The 15,554-nt window shown below is 68.4% G+C and carries 15 protein-coding genes; 10 read left to right on the top strand and 5 right to left on the bottom strand.

Translation table 11 applies throughout. From position 1 onward, the window contains the following. Positions 1 to 38: 38 nt before the first annotated feature. Positions 39 to 1,196 (bottom strand): FAD-dependent monooxygenase, encoded by a 1,158-nt coding sequence (locus ACF8ME_RS19665; RefSeq protein ID WP_016449030.1) that lies wholly within the window; start codon positions 1,194 to 1,196, stop codon positions 39 to 41. Positions 1,197 to 1,519: 323 nt separating this feature from the next. On the opposite strand from ACF8ME_RS19665, the gene ACF8ME_RS19660 reads away from it, so the two are divergent. From ACF8ME_RS19660 to ACF8ME_RS19640, 5 genes are all read left to right on the top strand, one after another. Then, the gene (locus ACF8ME_RS19660) at positions 1,520 to 2,308 is read left to right on the top strand and encodes an Asp/Glu racemase (protein WP_047217950.1); all 789 of its coding nucleotides are present in this window, start codon (positions 1,520 to 1,522) and stop codon (positions 2,306 to 2,308) included. Between the two features lie 11 nt (positions 2,309 to 2,319). After that, positions 2,320 to 3,165: an alpha/beta fold hydrolase gene (locus ACF8ME_RS19655; protein WP_016454169.1), complete on the top strand. Its 846-nt coding sequence runs from the start codon at positions 2,320 to 2,322 to the stop codon at positions 3,163 to 3,165. A 50-nt stretch (positions 3,166 to 3,215) separates the two neighbouring features. Then, a complete protein-coding gene (locus tag ACF8ME_RS19650) occupies positions 3,216 to 4,301 on the top strand; it encodes a 2,5-dihydroxypyridine 5,6-dioxygenase (protein WP_216294866.1) in 1,086 nt (361 codons plus the stop codon). Next, entirely contained in the window at positions 4,298 to 4,975 is a 678-nt protein-coding gene (locus ACF8ME_RS19645; RefSeq protein ID WP_392417893.1) for an N-carbamoylsarcosine amidohydrolase, read from the top strand. Before ACF8ME_RS19650 ends, ACF8ME_RS19645 begins: the two co-directional genes overlap by 4 nt. Before the next feature lie 107 nt (positions 4,976 to 5,082). Next, positions 5,083 to 7,407, top strand: a complete 2,325-nt coding sequence (locus ACF8ME_RS19640) for a molybdopterin cofactor-binding domain-containing protein (RefSeq protein ID WP_392417891.1) — start codon at positions 5,083 to 5,085, stop codon at positions 7,405 to 7,407. Here the strand turns inward: ACF8ME_RS19640 and ACF8ME_RS19635 are convergent. Beyond that, positions 7,404 to 8,372: a LysR family transcriptional regulator gene (locus ACF8ME_RS19635; RefSeq protein ID WP_097203310.1), complete on the bottom strand. Its 969-nt coding sequence runs from the start codon at positions 8,370 to 8,372 to the stop codon at positions 7,404 to 7,406. The genes ACF8ME_RS19640 and ACF8ME_RS19635 overlap by 4 nt on opposite strands. 19 nt (positions 8,373 to 8,391) lie before the next feature. After that, the gene (gene apbC / locus ACF8ME_RS19630) at positions 8,392 to 9,483 is read right to left on the bottom strand and encodes an iron-sulfur cluster carrier protein ApbC (protein WP_012203771.1); all 1,092 of its coding nucleotides are present in this window, start codon (positions 9,481 to 9,483) and stop codon (positions 8,392 to 8,394) included. A gap of 138 nt (positions 9,484 to 9,621) precedes the next feature. On the opposite strand from apbC, the gene ACF8ME_RS19625 reads away from it, so the two are divergent. The 4 genes from ACF8ME_RS19625 to ACF8ME_RS19610 all read left to right on the top strand — a co-directional run bounded on the left by ACF8ME_RS19625 (position 9,622) and on the right by ACF8ME_RS19610 (position 13,979). Continuing rightward, a complete protein-coding gene (locus ACF8ME_RS19625) occupies positions 9,622 to 10,182 on the top strand; it encodes a restriction endonuclease (protein ID WP_392417889.1) in 561 nt (186 codons plus the stop codon). A 56-nt stretch (positions 10,183 to 10,238) separates the two neighbouring features. Beyond that, complete coding sequence (locus ACF8ME_RS19620; protein WP_016454164.1) at positions 10,239 to 11,477, top strand: patatin-like phospholipase family protein; 1,239 nt, start codon at positions 10,239 to 10,241, stop codon at positions 11,475 to 11,477. Positions 11,478 to 11,615: 138 nt separating this feature from the next. Continuing rightward, entirely contained in the window at positions 11,616 to 13,682 is a 2,067-nt protein-coding gene (gene metG, locus ACF8ME_RS19615; protein ID WP_392417886.1) for a methionine--tRNA ligase, read from the top strand. Positions 13,683 to 13,694: 12 nt separating this feature from the next. Continuing rightward, positions 13,695 to 13,979 carry a hypothetical protein gene (locus ACF8ME_RS19610; RefSeq protein WP_013803903.1) on the top strand — a complete coding sequence of 95 codons (285 nt, stop codon included), beginning with the start codon at positions 13,695 to 13,697 and terminating at the stop codon, positions 13,977 to 13,979. A 2-nt stretch (positions 13,980 to 13,981) separates the two neighbouring features. On the opposite strand, the gene ACF8ME_RS19605 is transcribed toward ACF8ME_RS19610, so the two are convergent. Next, complete coding sequence (locus ACF8ME_RS19605; RefSeq protein WP_392417884.1) at positions 13,982 to 14,632, bottom strand: YitT family protein; 651 nt, start codon at positions 14,630 to 14,632, stop codon at positions 13,982 to 13,984. Positions 14,633 to 14,794: 162 nt separating this feature from the next. After that, positions 14,795 to 15,292, bottom strand: a complete 498-nt coding sequence (gene bamE, locus ACF8ME_RS19600) for an outer membrane protein assembly factor BamE (RefSeq protein WP_209672181.1) — start codon at positions 15,290 to 15,292, stop codon at positions 14,795 to 14,797. Between the two features lie 46 nt (positions 15,293 to 15,338). Here bamE and ACF8ME_RS19595 point away from each other — a divergent pair, with 46 nt between their 5' ends. Further along, entirely contained in the window at positions 15,339 to 15,542 is a 204-nt protein-coding gene (locus ACF8ME_RS19595; RefSeq protein ID WP_012203764.1) for a DUF3460 family protein, read from the top strand. Positions 15,543 to 15,554 lie beyond the last annotated feature (12 nt).

Here is a 15,554-nt window from a genome sequence, read left to right as displayed (position 1 = left end):
GGGGGATTCCCTCCCCTCGTCCGGCAAGGCAGCGAGTATCAGGCCGCTGCCTTGACCTTGGGCTCGACCAGGGGCACGTTGAACACGTCGTAGCCGAAGCACCAGGACGGATCTTCGTTGGTGCGCAGCCAGGTGTTGTCGTGCGAGATGCGCTGCACCTTGCTGGCGCGCTCGGCACGGTTGGCTTCGTACAGGGCGAAGGCCAGCTCATGGTTGTGCGCGCCGACTTCCTTGAGGCAGCGCGCCAGCATGGCGCCGTCCTCGATGGCCATGGCGGCGCCCTGGGCCATGTGGGGCTTCATGGGGTGGCAGGCATCGCCCAGCAGCACCAGGCGGCCACGGCTCCACAGCGGCAGCGGATCGCGCTCGAGCAGCGACCACTTGGTCACTTCCACGGTGGCGTCGATCAGTGCCTGCACGGTGGGATGCCAGCCCGAGAAGGCCTCGCGCATCTCTTCCTTGCTGCTGGGCAGCCAGCGGTCGTTGAGGTCCCACTTCTCGACGGGCACGCCGGTCACGTAGTACAGCTCGTCGGCCTTGCCGGTGACGAAGTAGGTCATCATGTGGCGGTCATCGCTCCACCACTTCACGCAGGCGTCGAAGGGCAGCATGCCGGCCTTGACCTCGGGCGTGGGGAACACGGCGCGGTGGGCCAGGTAGCCCGCGTACTTGGGCAGCTCCGGGCCCAGGAGTTCCTCGCGGATGCGGGAGTTCACGCCATCGGCGCCGATGACGATGTCGGCCTCCTCGGTCGTGCCGTCGGCAAAGTGCATGACGACCACATTGCCGCGGTCCTCCACCTTGGTCAGGAACTTGCCGTAGGCCATCACGCTGTCGGGCAGGGCCTCGACCAGCAGCGCATGGAAGTCGCCACGGTGCACGGTCAGGTAGCTGGCGCCGTATTCCTTGACGGCGTAGTCGCCCAGCGGAATCTGGGCCAGCACGTCGCCCGTCTGCCAGTGGCGGCTGTACCAGTAGTCGGGATGCGAGCCCTGCTCGTTGAGCGCGTCCTCGATGCCGATGCGGCGCAGGATCTTCATCACATTGGGCCCGACGTGGATGCCGGCTCCCAGGCGCGAGAAGCTGGGCGCCTGCTCATAGACGCGGACATTGAAGCCTTCCTGGAGCAGCAGCTTGGCAGCTGCAGCCCCGCCGAGACCGGCGCCGACAACGGCGATTCGAGGGGATTGAGACACAGTTTTCTCCTTGCAGGAATGTTGAAAGCCAGACGGGGCAACCGTTGCTTCGGCGCGTCCTTGCAGGGTGTAGAGCAGGAAGCGTGCCAGGCAACAAAACACTTAATTCAGGTGTATGCGCTTGAATTTTTCAAATAGACGCATGCACCATAGGGCGGCAGAATAAATTGAAGTTCGCCATTTTTGGTGCAATTTCTGCACCAAATAAGTACAAACCCCGAGAAAATTCTCATTTGCAAGGCGGCACGTCTTTTGCAAGAATAAAGCGTACACACTCAGTTGATTCTGATCAGAAACCCTCGAAACTTCGCAAAGGCAAGTCCATGACCAAAACGTTCCGCATCGGCCAGATCGTCCCCAGCTCCAACACCACCATGGAGACCGAGGTGCCGGCCATGCTGCAGGCCCACTCCACGCTGCGCCCGCAGGACCGCTTCACCTTCCACTCCAGCCGCATGCGCATGAAGAAGGTCCAGAAGGAGGAACTGGCCGCCATGGACGCCGAAAGCGACCGCTGCGCGCTGGAGCTGAGCGACGCGCGCGTGGACGTGCTGGGCTATGCCTGCCTGGTGGCCATCATGGCCATGGGCAAGGGCTACCACCGCGTCTCGCAGCAGCGCCTGACCGAGCGCACGGCCAGCAATGGCGCCACCGCCCCGGTGATCACCAGCGCCGGCGCGCTGGTGGAAGCGCTCAAGGTCATGGGCGCCAGGAAGATCGCCCTGGTGGCGCCCTACATGATTCCGCTGACCCAGCTGGTCATGGACTACGTGGCCGCCGAAGGCTTCGAGATCGTGGACTGGCGCGCGCTGGAGATCCCCGACAACCTGGACGTGGGCCGCCACGACCCCGCCAAGCTGCCCGGCATCGTGGCCGGCATGAACTACGCCGACGCCGACGTGATCGTGCTGTCGGCCTGCGTGCAGATGCCCTCGCTGCCGGCCGTGGCCCAGGTCGAGGCCCAGACCGGCAAGCCCGTGCTGACCGCCTCCATCGCCACCACCTATGCCATCCTCAAGGAACTGGGGCTGGACCCCGTGGTGCCGGGCGCGGGCGCGCTGCTGTCGGGCGCCTACCCCTACGACACCGGCACCAGCGCAGCCAAGGCCTGAGGAACACACGCATGACCAGCACCTCCAGCACCCCCAGCACATTCCGCTACGGCGGCAACGTCCATGCCAACGGCATCCGCCAGCACTACCTGCGCTACGGCGGCGCCGAGGGCGAACGCGCGCAGCGCGACGCCGTCATCCTGATCCCCGGCATCACCAGCCCGGCCGTGACCTGGGGCTTCGTGGCCGAGCACCTGGGCCGCCAGTTCGACACCTATGTGCTGGACGTGCGCGGGCGCGGCCTGTCGTCCTCCGGCCCGGGCCTGGACTACAGCCTCGATGCCCAGGCCGCCGACGTGGCCGCCTTCGCCCAGGCCCTGGGCCTGCAGCGCTGGGCGCTGGTCGGCCACTCCATGGGCGGGCGCATTGCCGTGCGCGCTGCGCGCAGCCAGCCGGTGGGGCTCACGCGCCTGGTCATCGTCGATCCGCCGGTCTCCGGCCCCGGCCGCCGCGCCTACCCGGCCGCCCTGCCCTGGTATGTGGACTCCATCCGCCAGGCCACGCTGGGCATGGATGCCGAGGCCATGCGCGCCTTCTGCCCCACCTGGACCGAAGAGCAGCGCCAGCTGCGCGCCCAGTGGCTGCACACCTGCCACGAGCCGGCCATCGTGCAGAGCTTCGAGGACTTCGGCCGTGACGACATCCATGCCGACCTGCCCCGCATCCAGCACCCGCTGCTGCTGGTCACGGCCGAGCGCGGCGACGTGGTGCGCAGCGAGGACGTGGCCGAGTGGCAAGGCCTGGCACCCCAGACCGAGCATGTGCGCGTGCCCAATGCCGGCCACATGATTCCCTGGGACAACGAGGCCGGGTTCTATTCGGCCCTGGGCGATTTCCTCGGCGCGCGGGTGGACTGAATGTCCAACCGCAGCCCACTCCCATCCATCGCGACACCAAGGAGCCGACCATGTCCGTCAGCGATATCGATCTGATCCACGCCTGGAAGCAGGTGCTCACGCTGTCCCGGCTCGAAGCCGGCCAGACCGTCACCGTGCTCACGGGCGCCGACACGCACCCGCAGACGCTGCGCTGTGCCATTGCCGCCTCCAGCGAAATGGGGGCGCGCGTCAACCGCCTGGACCTGCCGCCCGTCAATGCCGAAAAATCACTGAGCCGCGACTCGCTGGCCTACCTGGGCACGACGCCGCTGACCGGCAACCCCGCCGCCATCGCCGCGCTCAAGGCCAGCGACCTGGTGCTGGACCTGATGACCCTGCTGTTCTCGCCCGAGCAGCACGAGATCCTGCAGACCGGCACCAAGATCCTGCTGGCCGTGGAGCCGCCTGAGGTGCTGTGCCGCCTGGTGCCCACCGAGGGCGACCGCGCGCGCGTGCAGGCCGCATCCAAGCGGATCGAGGCGGCCGGGCAGATGCACATCACCTCGGCCGCGGGCACCGACCTGCGCTGCCGCCTGGGCAGCTTCCCGGCCATCTGCGAATACGGCTTCGTGGACCAGCCCGGCCGCTGGGACCACTGGCCCAGCGGCTTCGTGCTGACCTGGCCCGACGAGGGCGAGAGCAACGGCCGCGTGGTGCTGGACCGGGGCGACATCCTGCTGCCCATGAAGGACTACGTGACCGAGCCCATCGAACTCGTCATCGAAAAGGGCTACGTCACGCGCATCAGCGGCGGCCTGCAGGCCGACATCCTCAAGGAGTACATGGCCTCCTACGAGGACCCCGAGGCCTATGCCGTCTCCCACATCGGCTGGGGGCTGCAGCCGCGCGCCCACTGGTCCATGCTGGCCCACTACAACAAGGAAACCCACATCGGCATGGACGCCCGCGCCTTCGAGGGCAACTTCCTGTGGTCCATGGGCCCCAACAACGAGGCCGGGGGCAGCCGCACCACGGCCTGCCACATCGACATCCCCATGCGCCACTGCTCGGTGGCGCTGGACGGCAAGCCCACGGTCATCGACGGCGTGGTGCAGGACGAGGAAGGACTGGCGCGCGCCGCCAAAAGGTCCAAGCAAGGAAAGGACATCGCATGACAACCGCCACCACCAGCACGCAGAGCGTTCCCACCGAGGGCGTGCAGGGCGACATCTCTGCCTACGCACGCCAGGGCTTCGGCACGCCGCTGCCGCTCAAGGCCCCGTTCGGCCTGCTCATCATCGACTTCGTCAACGGCTTTACCGACCCGGCCGTCTTTGGCGGCGGCAACATCCCCGAAGCCATCGCGCAGACGCAGCACCTGCTGGCCCATGCGCGCGAGCGCGGCTGGCCCGTGGCGCACAGCCGCATCGTGTTCTCGGACGACGATGCCGACCACAACATCTTCTGCCTGAAGGTTCCCGGCATGCTGACCCTGAAGGAAGACAGCCCCAACAGCGCCATCGTGCCCCAGCTGGCCCCGGCCGCTGGCGAATACGTGGTGCGCAAGAGCACGCCTTCGGCCTTCTTCGGCACCATGCTCGCACCCTGGCTGGCCCAGCGCGGCGTGCAGACCCTGCTGGTGGCCGGCTGCGTGACCAGCGGCTGCGTGCGCGCCAGCGTGGTCGATGCCATGCAGTCGGGCTTTCGCCCGCTGGTGGTGGCCGACTGCTGCGGCGACCGCGCCCTGGGCCCGCACGAGGCCAACCTGTTCGACATGGCCCAGAAGTACGCGGCCGTGATGCCGCTGGGCCAGGCCATCGCCGACACCGACGCCCTCGCCGCAGGTTGATCCCACCGCGCCAACGCGCCTATGGGGCCGGCCCTGCGCAGCCGGCCCCGGAGTGCATAACATGCACAGGGCACGCCTGAAGGCGTACCCGCGAAGAACACCGCCCCATGAACCTGCCCCAGCCCCAAGCCCTGCACGCACAGCTGCTCACGCGCGCCGACACCCTGCTCGTGGTGCGCCAGCCCGTGGTGCCGCCGCGCCCCGCGCCCGGCCAGCCCGGCACGGCCACCGACTATGTGCAATCCACGCCCGAGGTCTTCGTGGCCGTGCTGGCCGACGAAGCCGCGCCCCAGGGCTGGCGCGCCCTGGCCTTCAACGGCCATGTGGACCTGGGCACGGGCATACGCACGGCCCTGGCGCAGATCGTGGCGGAAGAACTCGAAGTGCCTTTGGAGCGCCTGGACATGGTGCTGGGCCACACGGCCGCCGCACCCAACCAGGGCCCGACCATTGCCAGCGCCAGCATCCAGATCTCGGCCGTGCCGCTGCGCCGCGCCGCCGCCCAGGCGCGCGAGCAGTTGCTGGCACTGGCCGCGCAGCAATGGAATGTGGCGGCGGACCGGCTCCAGGCACGGGAAGGCGCGGTGCGCTTTGCCGATGGCAGCGATGCCCGCGAACTCGGCTATGGCGATCTGCTGCGCGGCCAGCAATTGCAGCTGACGCTGGCCCCGCCCGATCAGGAAGTGAAGCTCAAGCCCGCCAGCGAATACCGGCTGGTCGGCCGTGGCGCGGCGCGCGTGGACATCCCTGCCAAGGCCACGGGCGAGCTGAGCTTTGTGCACGATGTGCGCGTGCCCGGCATGCGCCATGGCCGCGTCATCCGCCCTCCGCACCCGGGCCGCGACGGCGGCAGCTTCATCGGCCGCTGCCTGGTGGCCGTGGAGCGCGACTCCGTGGCCCACCTGCCCGGCAACGTGCAGGTGGTCACCGAAGGTGATTTCGTCGGCGTGGTCGCCGACCGCGAGGAACAGGCCATTGCCGCCATGCGCGCGCTGCGCGTGCAATGGCAGGCCGTGCCGCCAGCGCCTGACTTATCCGATCTGGCTGCGGCGATACGAGCCAATCCCGCCCAGCACCGCTCGCTGGTGGACCAGGGCACTGTGGACGATGCCTTCGCGGGCGTCGGCACGGGTGCGGCCACCGAACTGCGCCGCAGCTACGTCTGGCCCTACCAGATGCATGCCTCCATCGGCCCGTCCTGCGCCGTGGCCGATTTCAGCGGGGGCCGTCTCAAGCTCTGGGCCGGCACGCAGAACCCCCACATGCTGCGCACCGACCTGGACCGCCTGCTGCAACTGGGCGAGGACCGCATCGAGATCGTGCGCCTGGAGGCGGCCGGCTGCTACGGCCGCAACTGCGCCGACGATGTCTGCGCCGACGCCGCCCTGCTGTCCATGGCCGTGGGCGCGCCCGTGCGCGTACAGCTCACGCGCGAGCAGGAACACCAGTGGGAGCCCAAGGGCACGGCCCAGCTCATGGACGTGAGCGCGGCCATCGATGCCCGGGGCGAACTGCTGGCCTATGACTTTGCCGTGCGCTACCCCTCCAACGACGCGCCGCTGCTGGCCCTGCTGCTCACCGGCCGCATCCCGGGCGAGCCGCGCACGCTGGAGATGGGCGACCGCACCGCCGTGCCGCCCTACCGCTACGCCAGCCAGCGCATCACCTGCCATGACATGGCGCCTATCGTGCGCTCATCCTGGCTGCGCGGCGTCTCGGCCCTGCCCAATTCCTTTGCCCACGATTGCATGATCGACGAGCTGGCCCATGCGGCCGGCGCCGACTCCGTGGACTACCGTGTTCGTCACCTTGATGACCCGCGCGCCGTCGAGCTGATCGAGGCCACGGCCCGCCACGCGGGCTGGCAGCCAAACCAGCCGGGAAGCCGGGGCCTCCCCGGCGCCGACGGCCTGCTTCACGGGCGCGGCGTGGCCTATGCGCGCTATATCCACAGCCGCTTTCCCGGCTTCGGCGCGGCCTGGGCCGCCTGGGTCATCGACATCGACGTGGACCCCGCCAGCGGCCGCATCGCCGTGCGGCGCCTGGTCGTGGGCCAGGACACGGGAATGATGGTCAACCCCGACGGCGTGCGCCACCAGATCCACGGCAACGTCATCCAGACCCTGAGCCGCAGCCTGATGGAGAAGGTCGCCTTCAACGAGCAAGGCGTGGCCAGCCGCGAATGGGGCAGCTACCCCATCATCGGCTTCCGCGACCTGCCACCCATCGAAGTGGTGCTGATGCCGCGCCAGGACGAGCCCCCCATGGGCGCAGGCGAATCGGCCTCGGTGCCCGGCCCGGCCGCGCTGGCCAATGCGCTGTTCGACGCCACCGGCCGGCGCTTCTACGCCGCGCCCTTCACGCCCGACGTGGTGCGCGCCGCACTGAATGCCGCGCCGAACGCCACGCCAGAGACTGCACAACCCGCCTAGTCTTTCAGCGCCCCCGCATGCCGCAGGCACTGCGCGCGCCAACCGGCGTCGTCCTGCAATTGCAGCGCGGCCTGCAGCGCGCGCGTGGGCGCCACGCCCTGCTGGGCCATGAAGCCTATGGGCGTGACCAGTTCGGGCGAGCGCAGCGGCCGGGCCACCAGGCCTGGCATGTGGCGCACCGTTGCCACCATGGCGCCGGGCAGCACGGTGGTCATGCCATCCGTTCCTTGCGCCACGGCCATCACCAGGGTCAGCACGGAGTTGGTTTCCATGGCGGGCTGCACGGCCATGTCCACGGCGGCGAAGGCCTCGTCGATCACCGTGCGGTTGTGCATGTCGGGCGTGAGCAGGCACAGCGGCATGCCGGCCACTTCGCGCCAGGCGATGTCGGCGCCAAAGGCAAAGGGCCGGCCCTCGCCCTGCCCATCGCGGCACTCGGGGCACTCGCGGCACAGCAGGTAGTAGTGCTCCTCGTACTGGGGCCAGGACTGCAGGCGCGGTCCGCGCGGCGGCATGCGCGCGCTGTAGCCCAGGGCCAGGTCCAGGGACAGGTCTTCGAGCCCGCTCTCGATCTCGGCCGAGCTCATGGACAGCACCACGGGCGTGATGCCCGGATGGTGCTCGCGCAGCAGGGCCGCAAAGCGCGTGAGCATGGGCATGGCCGTGGGCACGGCCGCCATGCGCAGCTGCCCGCGCAGCGCGCCGGCGGCAGCGCTCAGTTCCTGGCGCAGGCCTTCCTCGGCCCGCAGCATGGCCAGGGCCGTGGCCAGCACCTGATCGCCCTCGGGCGTGAAGCCCGCGAACGAGCGGCCCCGGCGCACGATGACCGTGCCGAACTCCTCCTCTAGCGCGCGCAACGCATTGGACAGCGCCGGCTGGGTGATGTGGCATGCCAGCGCCGCGCGGCCGAAATGGCGGTGCTCGTTGAGCGCCGCCAGATACCGCATCGAGGTCAGCAGGTTCATGCCGGCAGCGCCAGAAGGGTCAGGTTCCCTGGCTCACCGTGATGGTGGGGAACTTGCTCGTGAAATCGCGTGCCTTGAGCGCCACCTTCACGGCCAGGTCGCGCGCCACCTTCTTGTAGATCTGCGCGGCCTCGCTGTCGGGCTCGGCCACCACGGTGGGCTTGCCGCTGTCGGCCTGCAGGCGGATCTGCAGCGACAGGGGCAGGGCGCCCAGGTAGTCGATGCCGTACTCGGCCGCCATCTGCTTGCCGCCCTCGGCGCCGAAGATGTGCTCCACATGGCCGCAGTTGGTGCAGACGTGGGCTGCCATGTTCTCGACCAGGCCCAGGATGGGCACGCCCACCTTCTCGAACATCTTCACGCCCTTCTTGGCGTCGATCAGGGCGATGTCCTGGGGCGTGGTGACGACCACGGCGCCCGTCATGGGCACGCGCTGGGCCAGCGTCAGCTGGATGTCGCCGGTGCCGGGCGGCATGTCCACCAGCAGGTAGTCCAGATCCTTCCAGTTGGTCTGGCGCAGCATCTGCTCCAGCGCCTGCGTGGCCATGGGGCCGCGCCAGATCATGGCCTGGTCGTTGTTGACCAGGAAACCGATGGACATGACCTGCACGCCGTGGCTTTCCATGGGCTCCATGGTCTTGCCGTCGGGGCTTTCGGGGCGGCCCGAGATGCCCATCATCATGGGCTGGCTGGGGCCGTAGATGTCGGCGTCCAGGATGCCCACGCGCGCGCCCTCGGCGGCCAGCGCCAGCGCCAGGTTGGCCGTGGTCGTGCTCTTGCCCACGCCACCCTTGCCGGACGAGATGGCGATGATGTTCTTGACGCCCGGCAGCAGCTGCACGCCGCGCTGCACCGCATGCGCGGCGACCTTGGACGTGATGTTGACCGAGACATTGCCCACGCCCTCGACGGTCTTGGCCGCCGCGACGAACTGGCCGCGCAGCGCCGGCACCAGGCTTTGCGCCGGATAGCCCATCTCCACGTCGAAGGCCACGTCGGCCCCCGTGACCTGCAGGTTGCGCAGGGCGCGGGTGCTCACATAGTCCTTGCCGGTGTGGGGGTCGAGCACGCTGGAGAGCGCGGCCAAGAGCGCTTGTTCTGTGACTGCCATTGCTTTGATTACTCCTAGAGCCGGATAGTCTATCCAAGGCCCCAAGCCCTCGCCCGCGCGAGACAATGCAGGCCCCGCTGGCTTTGTTCCCATTTCTCCCGCCTTTTTCCGCGAAAGATCCGCCCCGTGAAATTCAAGATGGCCCACAACTCCCTGTTCACGATCCTGCTGCGCTCGCGCTGGTGGATCAGCATCGCGCTGGCCGCGCTGGTGACCCTGGTGTCCACGGCGCTGCTGCCCAAGGACATCGCGCCGTTCGCCGCCATCACCGCCCTGCCCTTCTTCGGCATAGGCTGCGTTGCCGCCTGGCGCCAGCTGCGCGCGCCCAGCCCCGCCAAGGTGGAGCAGGCCCTGGAGATCGCCGCCCAGCAAAGCTGGCGCGAGTTCGCCGATCGGCTCGATCGCGCCTGGCAGGCCGAGGGCTACACCGTCACCCGCCTGTCCGACAAGGACGGCGCCGACTTCGTGCTGGAACGCGAAGGCCGCACCACCGTGGCCAGCGCCAGGCGCTGGAAGGCCGGCGTGCACGGCATGGAGCCGCTGCGCGCCCTGCTGGCCGCAGGCCAGGCGCGCGATGCGGCCACGGTCTGCTACCTGTCGCTGCAGCCGCCGGCCGAGAATGCAGCCGCCTGGGCCAAGCAGCAGGGCATCGCCCTGATCTCCGGCAAGGACCTGGGCTCCCTGCTGGCCAAGGCCTGATTCCTTCGGGGTCATCCCCTGATCTGATGACGGCCGGCGCGCGGCACACTCCAGGCATGCCCGATGCCGCGCCCTCACCCGACTCCAGCCTCCCTCCCCCCAGCACCGGACTGCTGCTCAGCGGCGGCGGCGCCCGCGCCGCCTACCAGGCCGGCGTGCTGGAGGCCATTGCCGAGATACGCCGCGCCTGCGGCCAGCAGCATGGCCCCAATCCCTTCCCCATCCTGGTCGGCACTTCTGCCGGCGCCATCAACGCGGCCGCCCTGGCCTGCGGCAGCGACCATTTCGACCGGGCCGTGCGCCGCATGTCGCGCATCTGGCGCAACCTGCGGCCCGAGGACATCTACCTGTCCGACTCGCTGAGCGTGCTGCGCAGCGGCGCGCGCTGGCTGACCCTGCTGTCCCTGGGCTGGGCCCTGGCGCGCTGGGGCCGCATGCGCCCGCGCTCGCTGCTGGACAACCAGCCGCTGGGCCGCCTGCTGTCGTGTGGCCTGGTTCCGCTGGAACGCCTGCCGCAATTGATCGCGGACGGCCACCTGCGTGCGCTGGCGGTCTCGGCCTCCAGCTACACCACCAGCGAGCATGTGACCTTCTGCCAGGCGCAGGACCAGCTCCAGCCCTGGGTGCGCAACCAGCGCAAGGCCGCCGCCGCCCAGATCACGCACGCGCACCTGCTGGCCTCCTCGGCCATCCCCTTCATCTTTCCGGCCACGCCGCTGCCGCTGGACGGCGCCACCGAATACTTCGGCGACGGCTCCATGCGCCAGACCGCGCCGCTGGCGCCCGCCATCCACCTGGGCGCAGAGCGCATCCTCGTCGTGGGCGCGGGCCGGCGCACCGAGCCGCCGGCCAGGCCGCCGCCAGAAGGCGCAAGCTACCCGTCGCTGGCCCACATCGCGGGCCACACGCTGTCGAGCATCTTCCTGGACGCCCTGTCCCTGGACGTGGAGCGCGCCGAGCGCATCAACCAGACCCTGGCCCTGATCCCGCCCGCCGACCGCGAACGCAGCCGGCTGCGCCCGCTGCAGCTGCTGGTCATCTCACCCTCCGAACGCATAGACGCCATCGCCGCGCGCCACGTGGGCCAGTTGCCCCTGCCCATGCGCACCCTGCTGGGCGCCCTGGGCGTGCGCCAGGACGCCAGCGACCCGCGCGGCGCCGCCCTGGCCAGCTACCTGCTGTTCGAGCGCAGCTTCACCCGCGAACTCATGGCACTGGGCCGGCGCGACGCGCTGGCGCGGCGCAGCGACATAGAGCAGTTCCTGGGCTGGCAGCGCCCGCTGGTCGCCAGCTGACGCCTGCAGCCAACAGGCCTGGCGCAGCGAAGGCCCGCAACAACTCCCCGTATGTCCGCCTGCACGGAAAAGCCATCGCCGCCCCACAACCGCCCAGCCCTTCTAGAATGTCAGGTTCCCCCGAGAAAGCCGCCATCCATGACCGCACGCAAACTCTTCGTCACCACCGCCCTGCCGTACGCCAACGGCAACTTCCACATCGGCCACATCATGGAATACATCCAGGCCGACACCTGGGTGCGTGCGCAGCGAATGCAGGGCAACGCGGTCAACTTCGTGGGTGCCGATGACGCCCACGGCGCGCCCATCATGATTGCGGCCGAGAAGGCCGGCAAGACGCCCCAGCAGTTCGTGGCCGACATCGCCGCAGGCCGCAAGCAGTACCTGGACGGCTTCCACATCGCCTTCGACAACTGGCACAACACCGACGCGCCCGAAAACCACGTGCTGGCCCAGCAGATCTACAGGGACCTGAAGGCTGCCGGCTTCATCGAGACGCGCACCATCGAGCAGTTCTTCGACACCGAGAAGAACATGTTCCTGCCCGACCGCTTCATCAAGGGCGAATGCCCGCGCTGCCACGCCAAGGACCAGTACGGCGACAACTGCGAGGTCTGCAGCGCCGTCTACGCGCCCACCGACCTGATCAACCCCTACTCGGCGCTGTCCGGCGCCAAGCCCGTGCTCAAGAGCTCGGAGCATTTCTTCTTCAAGCTGTCAGACCCGCGCTGTGTGGAGTTCCTGACCGAGTGGACCCAGGACGGCCAGCATGTGCAGCCCGAGGTGGCCAACAAGATCAAGGAATGGTTCGGCGTGCGCACCAACCCGGACGGCACGACCAGCGAGGGCCTGGGCGACTGGGACATCTCGCGCGACGCGCCCTACTTCGGCATCGAGATCCCCGATGCGCCGGGCAAGTACTTCTACGTCTGGCTGGACGCGCCCGTGGGCTACCTGGCCTCGCTCAAGAACCTGCTGGACCGCCGTGGCGAGGACTACGAGGCCTACATGGCCGACCCCGCGCTGGAGCAGTACCACTTCATCGGCAAGGACATCATCACCTTCCACACGCTGTTCTGGCCCGCCATGCTGAAGTTCAGCGGCCGCAAGACGCCTACCAAGATCTGCGTGCACGGCTTCATGACCGTGAACAACGGCGAGAAGATGAGCAAGAGCCGCGGCACCGGCCTGGACCCGCTCAAGTACCTGGGCCTGCAGATGAACCCCGAGTGGCTGCGCTACTACCTGGGCGCCAAGCTCAACGGCAAGAATGAAGACATCGACTTCAACCCCGATGACTTCATGGCCCGCGTCAATTCCGACCTGATCGGCAAGTACGTGAACATCGCCTCGCGCGCGGCCGGCTTCATCGCCAAGCGCTTCGACGGCAAGCTGGGCACGGTCAGCGAAGACGGCCAGGCCCTGCTGGCCCAGCTGCGTGGCCAGAGCGACGCCGTCGTCCAGGCCTTCGAGAACCGCGACACGGCCCGCGCCGTGCGCGAAATCATGCAGCTGTGCGACCGCGTCAACGAATACGTGGATGCCAACAAGCCCTGGGAGCTGGCCAAGCAGGAAGGCATGGACGCCCGCCTGCAGGACGTGTGCACCACCTGCATCGAGGCCTTCCGCCTGCTGACCATCTACCTGAAGCCCATCCTGCCGGCCGTGGCCGAACAGGTGGAAGGCTTCCTCAACGTGGCGCCGCTGCAGTTCGCCGACGCACAGAACCTGCTGGGCGCCGGCCATGCCATCGGCCTGTACAAACACCTGATGCAGCGCGTGGACGTCAAGCAGCTGGAGGCCCTGTTCGAGGCCCCCGAGCCCGTGGTCGAGAAGGTCCTGCCCGGCGGCGAGGAGATTGCCGAAACCATCAGCATCGACGACTTCGCCAAGGTGGACCTGCGCATCGCCAAGATCGTGGAATGCAAGCCCGTGGAAGGCTCGACCAAGCTGCTGCAGCTCACGCTGGACGTGGGCGAAGGCAAGACACGCAACGTGTTCTCCGGCATCTCCAGCATGTACCAGCCCGAGCAGCTGCAGGGCAAGCTCACCGTGATGGTGGCCAACCTGGCACCGCGCAAGATGAAGTTCGGCATCTCCGAAGGCATGGTGCTGGCAGCCAGCCACGCCGATGAGAAGGCCAACCCCGGCATCTACGTGCTGGAGCCCTTCCCCGGTGCCACACCCGGCATGCGCATCCACTGAAGCAAGGCATCCATGTCCCGCAAGCCCTCACGGTCCCCGGCCCTGGGGGCTTTTCTTTGCCTGTGCGCCAGCGCCCTGCTGTCCGGCTGCACCGTGGTGGCCGTGACCGCCACGGCGGTCAGCGTCACGGCCTCGGCCGTGGGGCTGGCTGCGGATGCGGCCGTGGGCACGGTCAAGATCGTCGGCAAGGGAGTGGGCAAGGCCGTCGATGCCATGAGCGATGACGGGGCAGCCGCAGACAACAGCGGCATCACGGTCCGCTACCGCACGCCCGATGGGCAGCCCCTGACGCCCTGAGGCTACTGCCCGGCGTAGCGCCCGGGCCGGTGGCTCACGGCCAGGAACACGCCCATGACCACGGCCGCCAGCACCGACCAGGCCACGCGCTCGAAGGGCACGACCCACAGCGCCAGCAGCACCACGCAGCAGTCGATGGCCATCTGCACCTTGCCGGCGCGGATGCCGTAGCGGTCCTGCAGGTAGAGCGAGGCGATGGTGGCGCCGCCCAGGCTGGAACGGTGGCGCGCCAGGAACAGCAGGCCCGAGCCCATGAGCAGGCCGCCCGCAATGGCGGCAAAGGCCGGGTGCAGGTAGTCGATGTGGATGAGGCGCGGCCCCATTTCGGTGATCAGCGACAGCGCGCCCACGCAGATGAAGGTCTTGACCGTGAAGGTGCGGCCCACGCGCGTCCAGGCAAACCAGTAGAACGGGATGTTGATCGCGAAGAAGATGAGGCCGAACGGCCAGCCCGTGGCGTAGTGCAGCACGAAGGCCAGGCCCGCCGTGCTGCCCGTCAAAAGCCCCGCCTGGGCGAACATCATCATGGCGATGCCCACGAACAGGGTTCCGGTGAAGAGGGCCTGGACATCCTCGAAGAGGCCATGGCGCAGCGAAGCGGTGGCCGAAACAGGCGCAGCGGGCGCGGCAGCGGGTAGGGAGGGCGTGGACATTGTCGGGGTGGTGACAGATCTATCGTCGCAAAGGCCCCGGTTCGGGGCCTTCACCGTACCCATGGGTGTCATAGGTACAAACCCGGATTCTAGAGACTGTTGCCCCGGCGCGCTGTGGCGTGCAGGGTACAGCGCGCCGCAGGGGCTTGCAGGGACCTGTTGTCAGGCTCCGCCGTGCAGTTTCTCGCGGCCGGCGCTGCGCAGCACGCGGCCGTCGGGGCCGAAGGTCACGGTGAACTCCATGTCGCGCGTGGGGGGATCGATGTAGTTCCAGTCCCAGTCGGTTTCCTGCTTGAGCTGGTAGGTGGTGACCTTGGCAGGCTTGCCCAGCATGCGGCGCACCTGCTCCTCGTCCATGCCGGGGCGGATTTTCTCGAAGTTGTGCGGCGCCAGCACCTGGCGCAGCGCGCTCATGCGGCCATCGGTGCCGATGGTGATCATGTAGTTGCGGCTGCCGGCGGGCTGGCGGTTGTACTCGAAGGTGCGCGAGCCGTCGGGCTCGGTCCAGATGCGTTCGGGCTCGCCAAAGCGGGCGCGGACGTCGGCCTCGGTGGACAGGCCTTCTTCGAGTTCCTTGATGTTTTGGGGATCGCAGCCGGGCAGCGAGAGCATGCCCATCACGGCCACGGCAACCCCCAGAAGACGGGAGACTAGGTTCATCGGCGGTGTCCCGGTAAAATCACGCGATTCAAGAGGTTATCAGACTATGTCATTCTTTCGCCGCCCCGACTATCGCTCCGACGCCACCAACTTCATCAATGACCTGAAGAAGCAAAAGCCCGAGCTGCCCAGCCAGCAACTGGCCGGCCGCTCTCTGCTGTGGGACAAGGACGTGAACCACGAAGTCTGGGAAGACCTGCGCGCCGGCCGCGTGGACCAGAAGCCCTACGTCTACCAGACGAACTCCTGATTTCGGCTGCAA

It is taken from the genome of Delftia sp. WSY_7 (genome assembly GCF_043104845.1).
In the GTDB taxonomy this organism is placed as follows: domain Bacteria; phylum Pseudomonadota; class Gammaproteobacteria; order Burkholderiales; family Burkholderiaceae_C; genus Comamonas; species Comamonas tsuruhatensis.
This window is presented reverse-complemented; position numbering and strand designations above follow the sequence as displayed.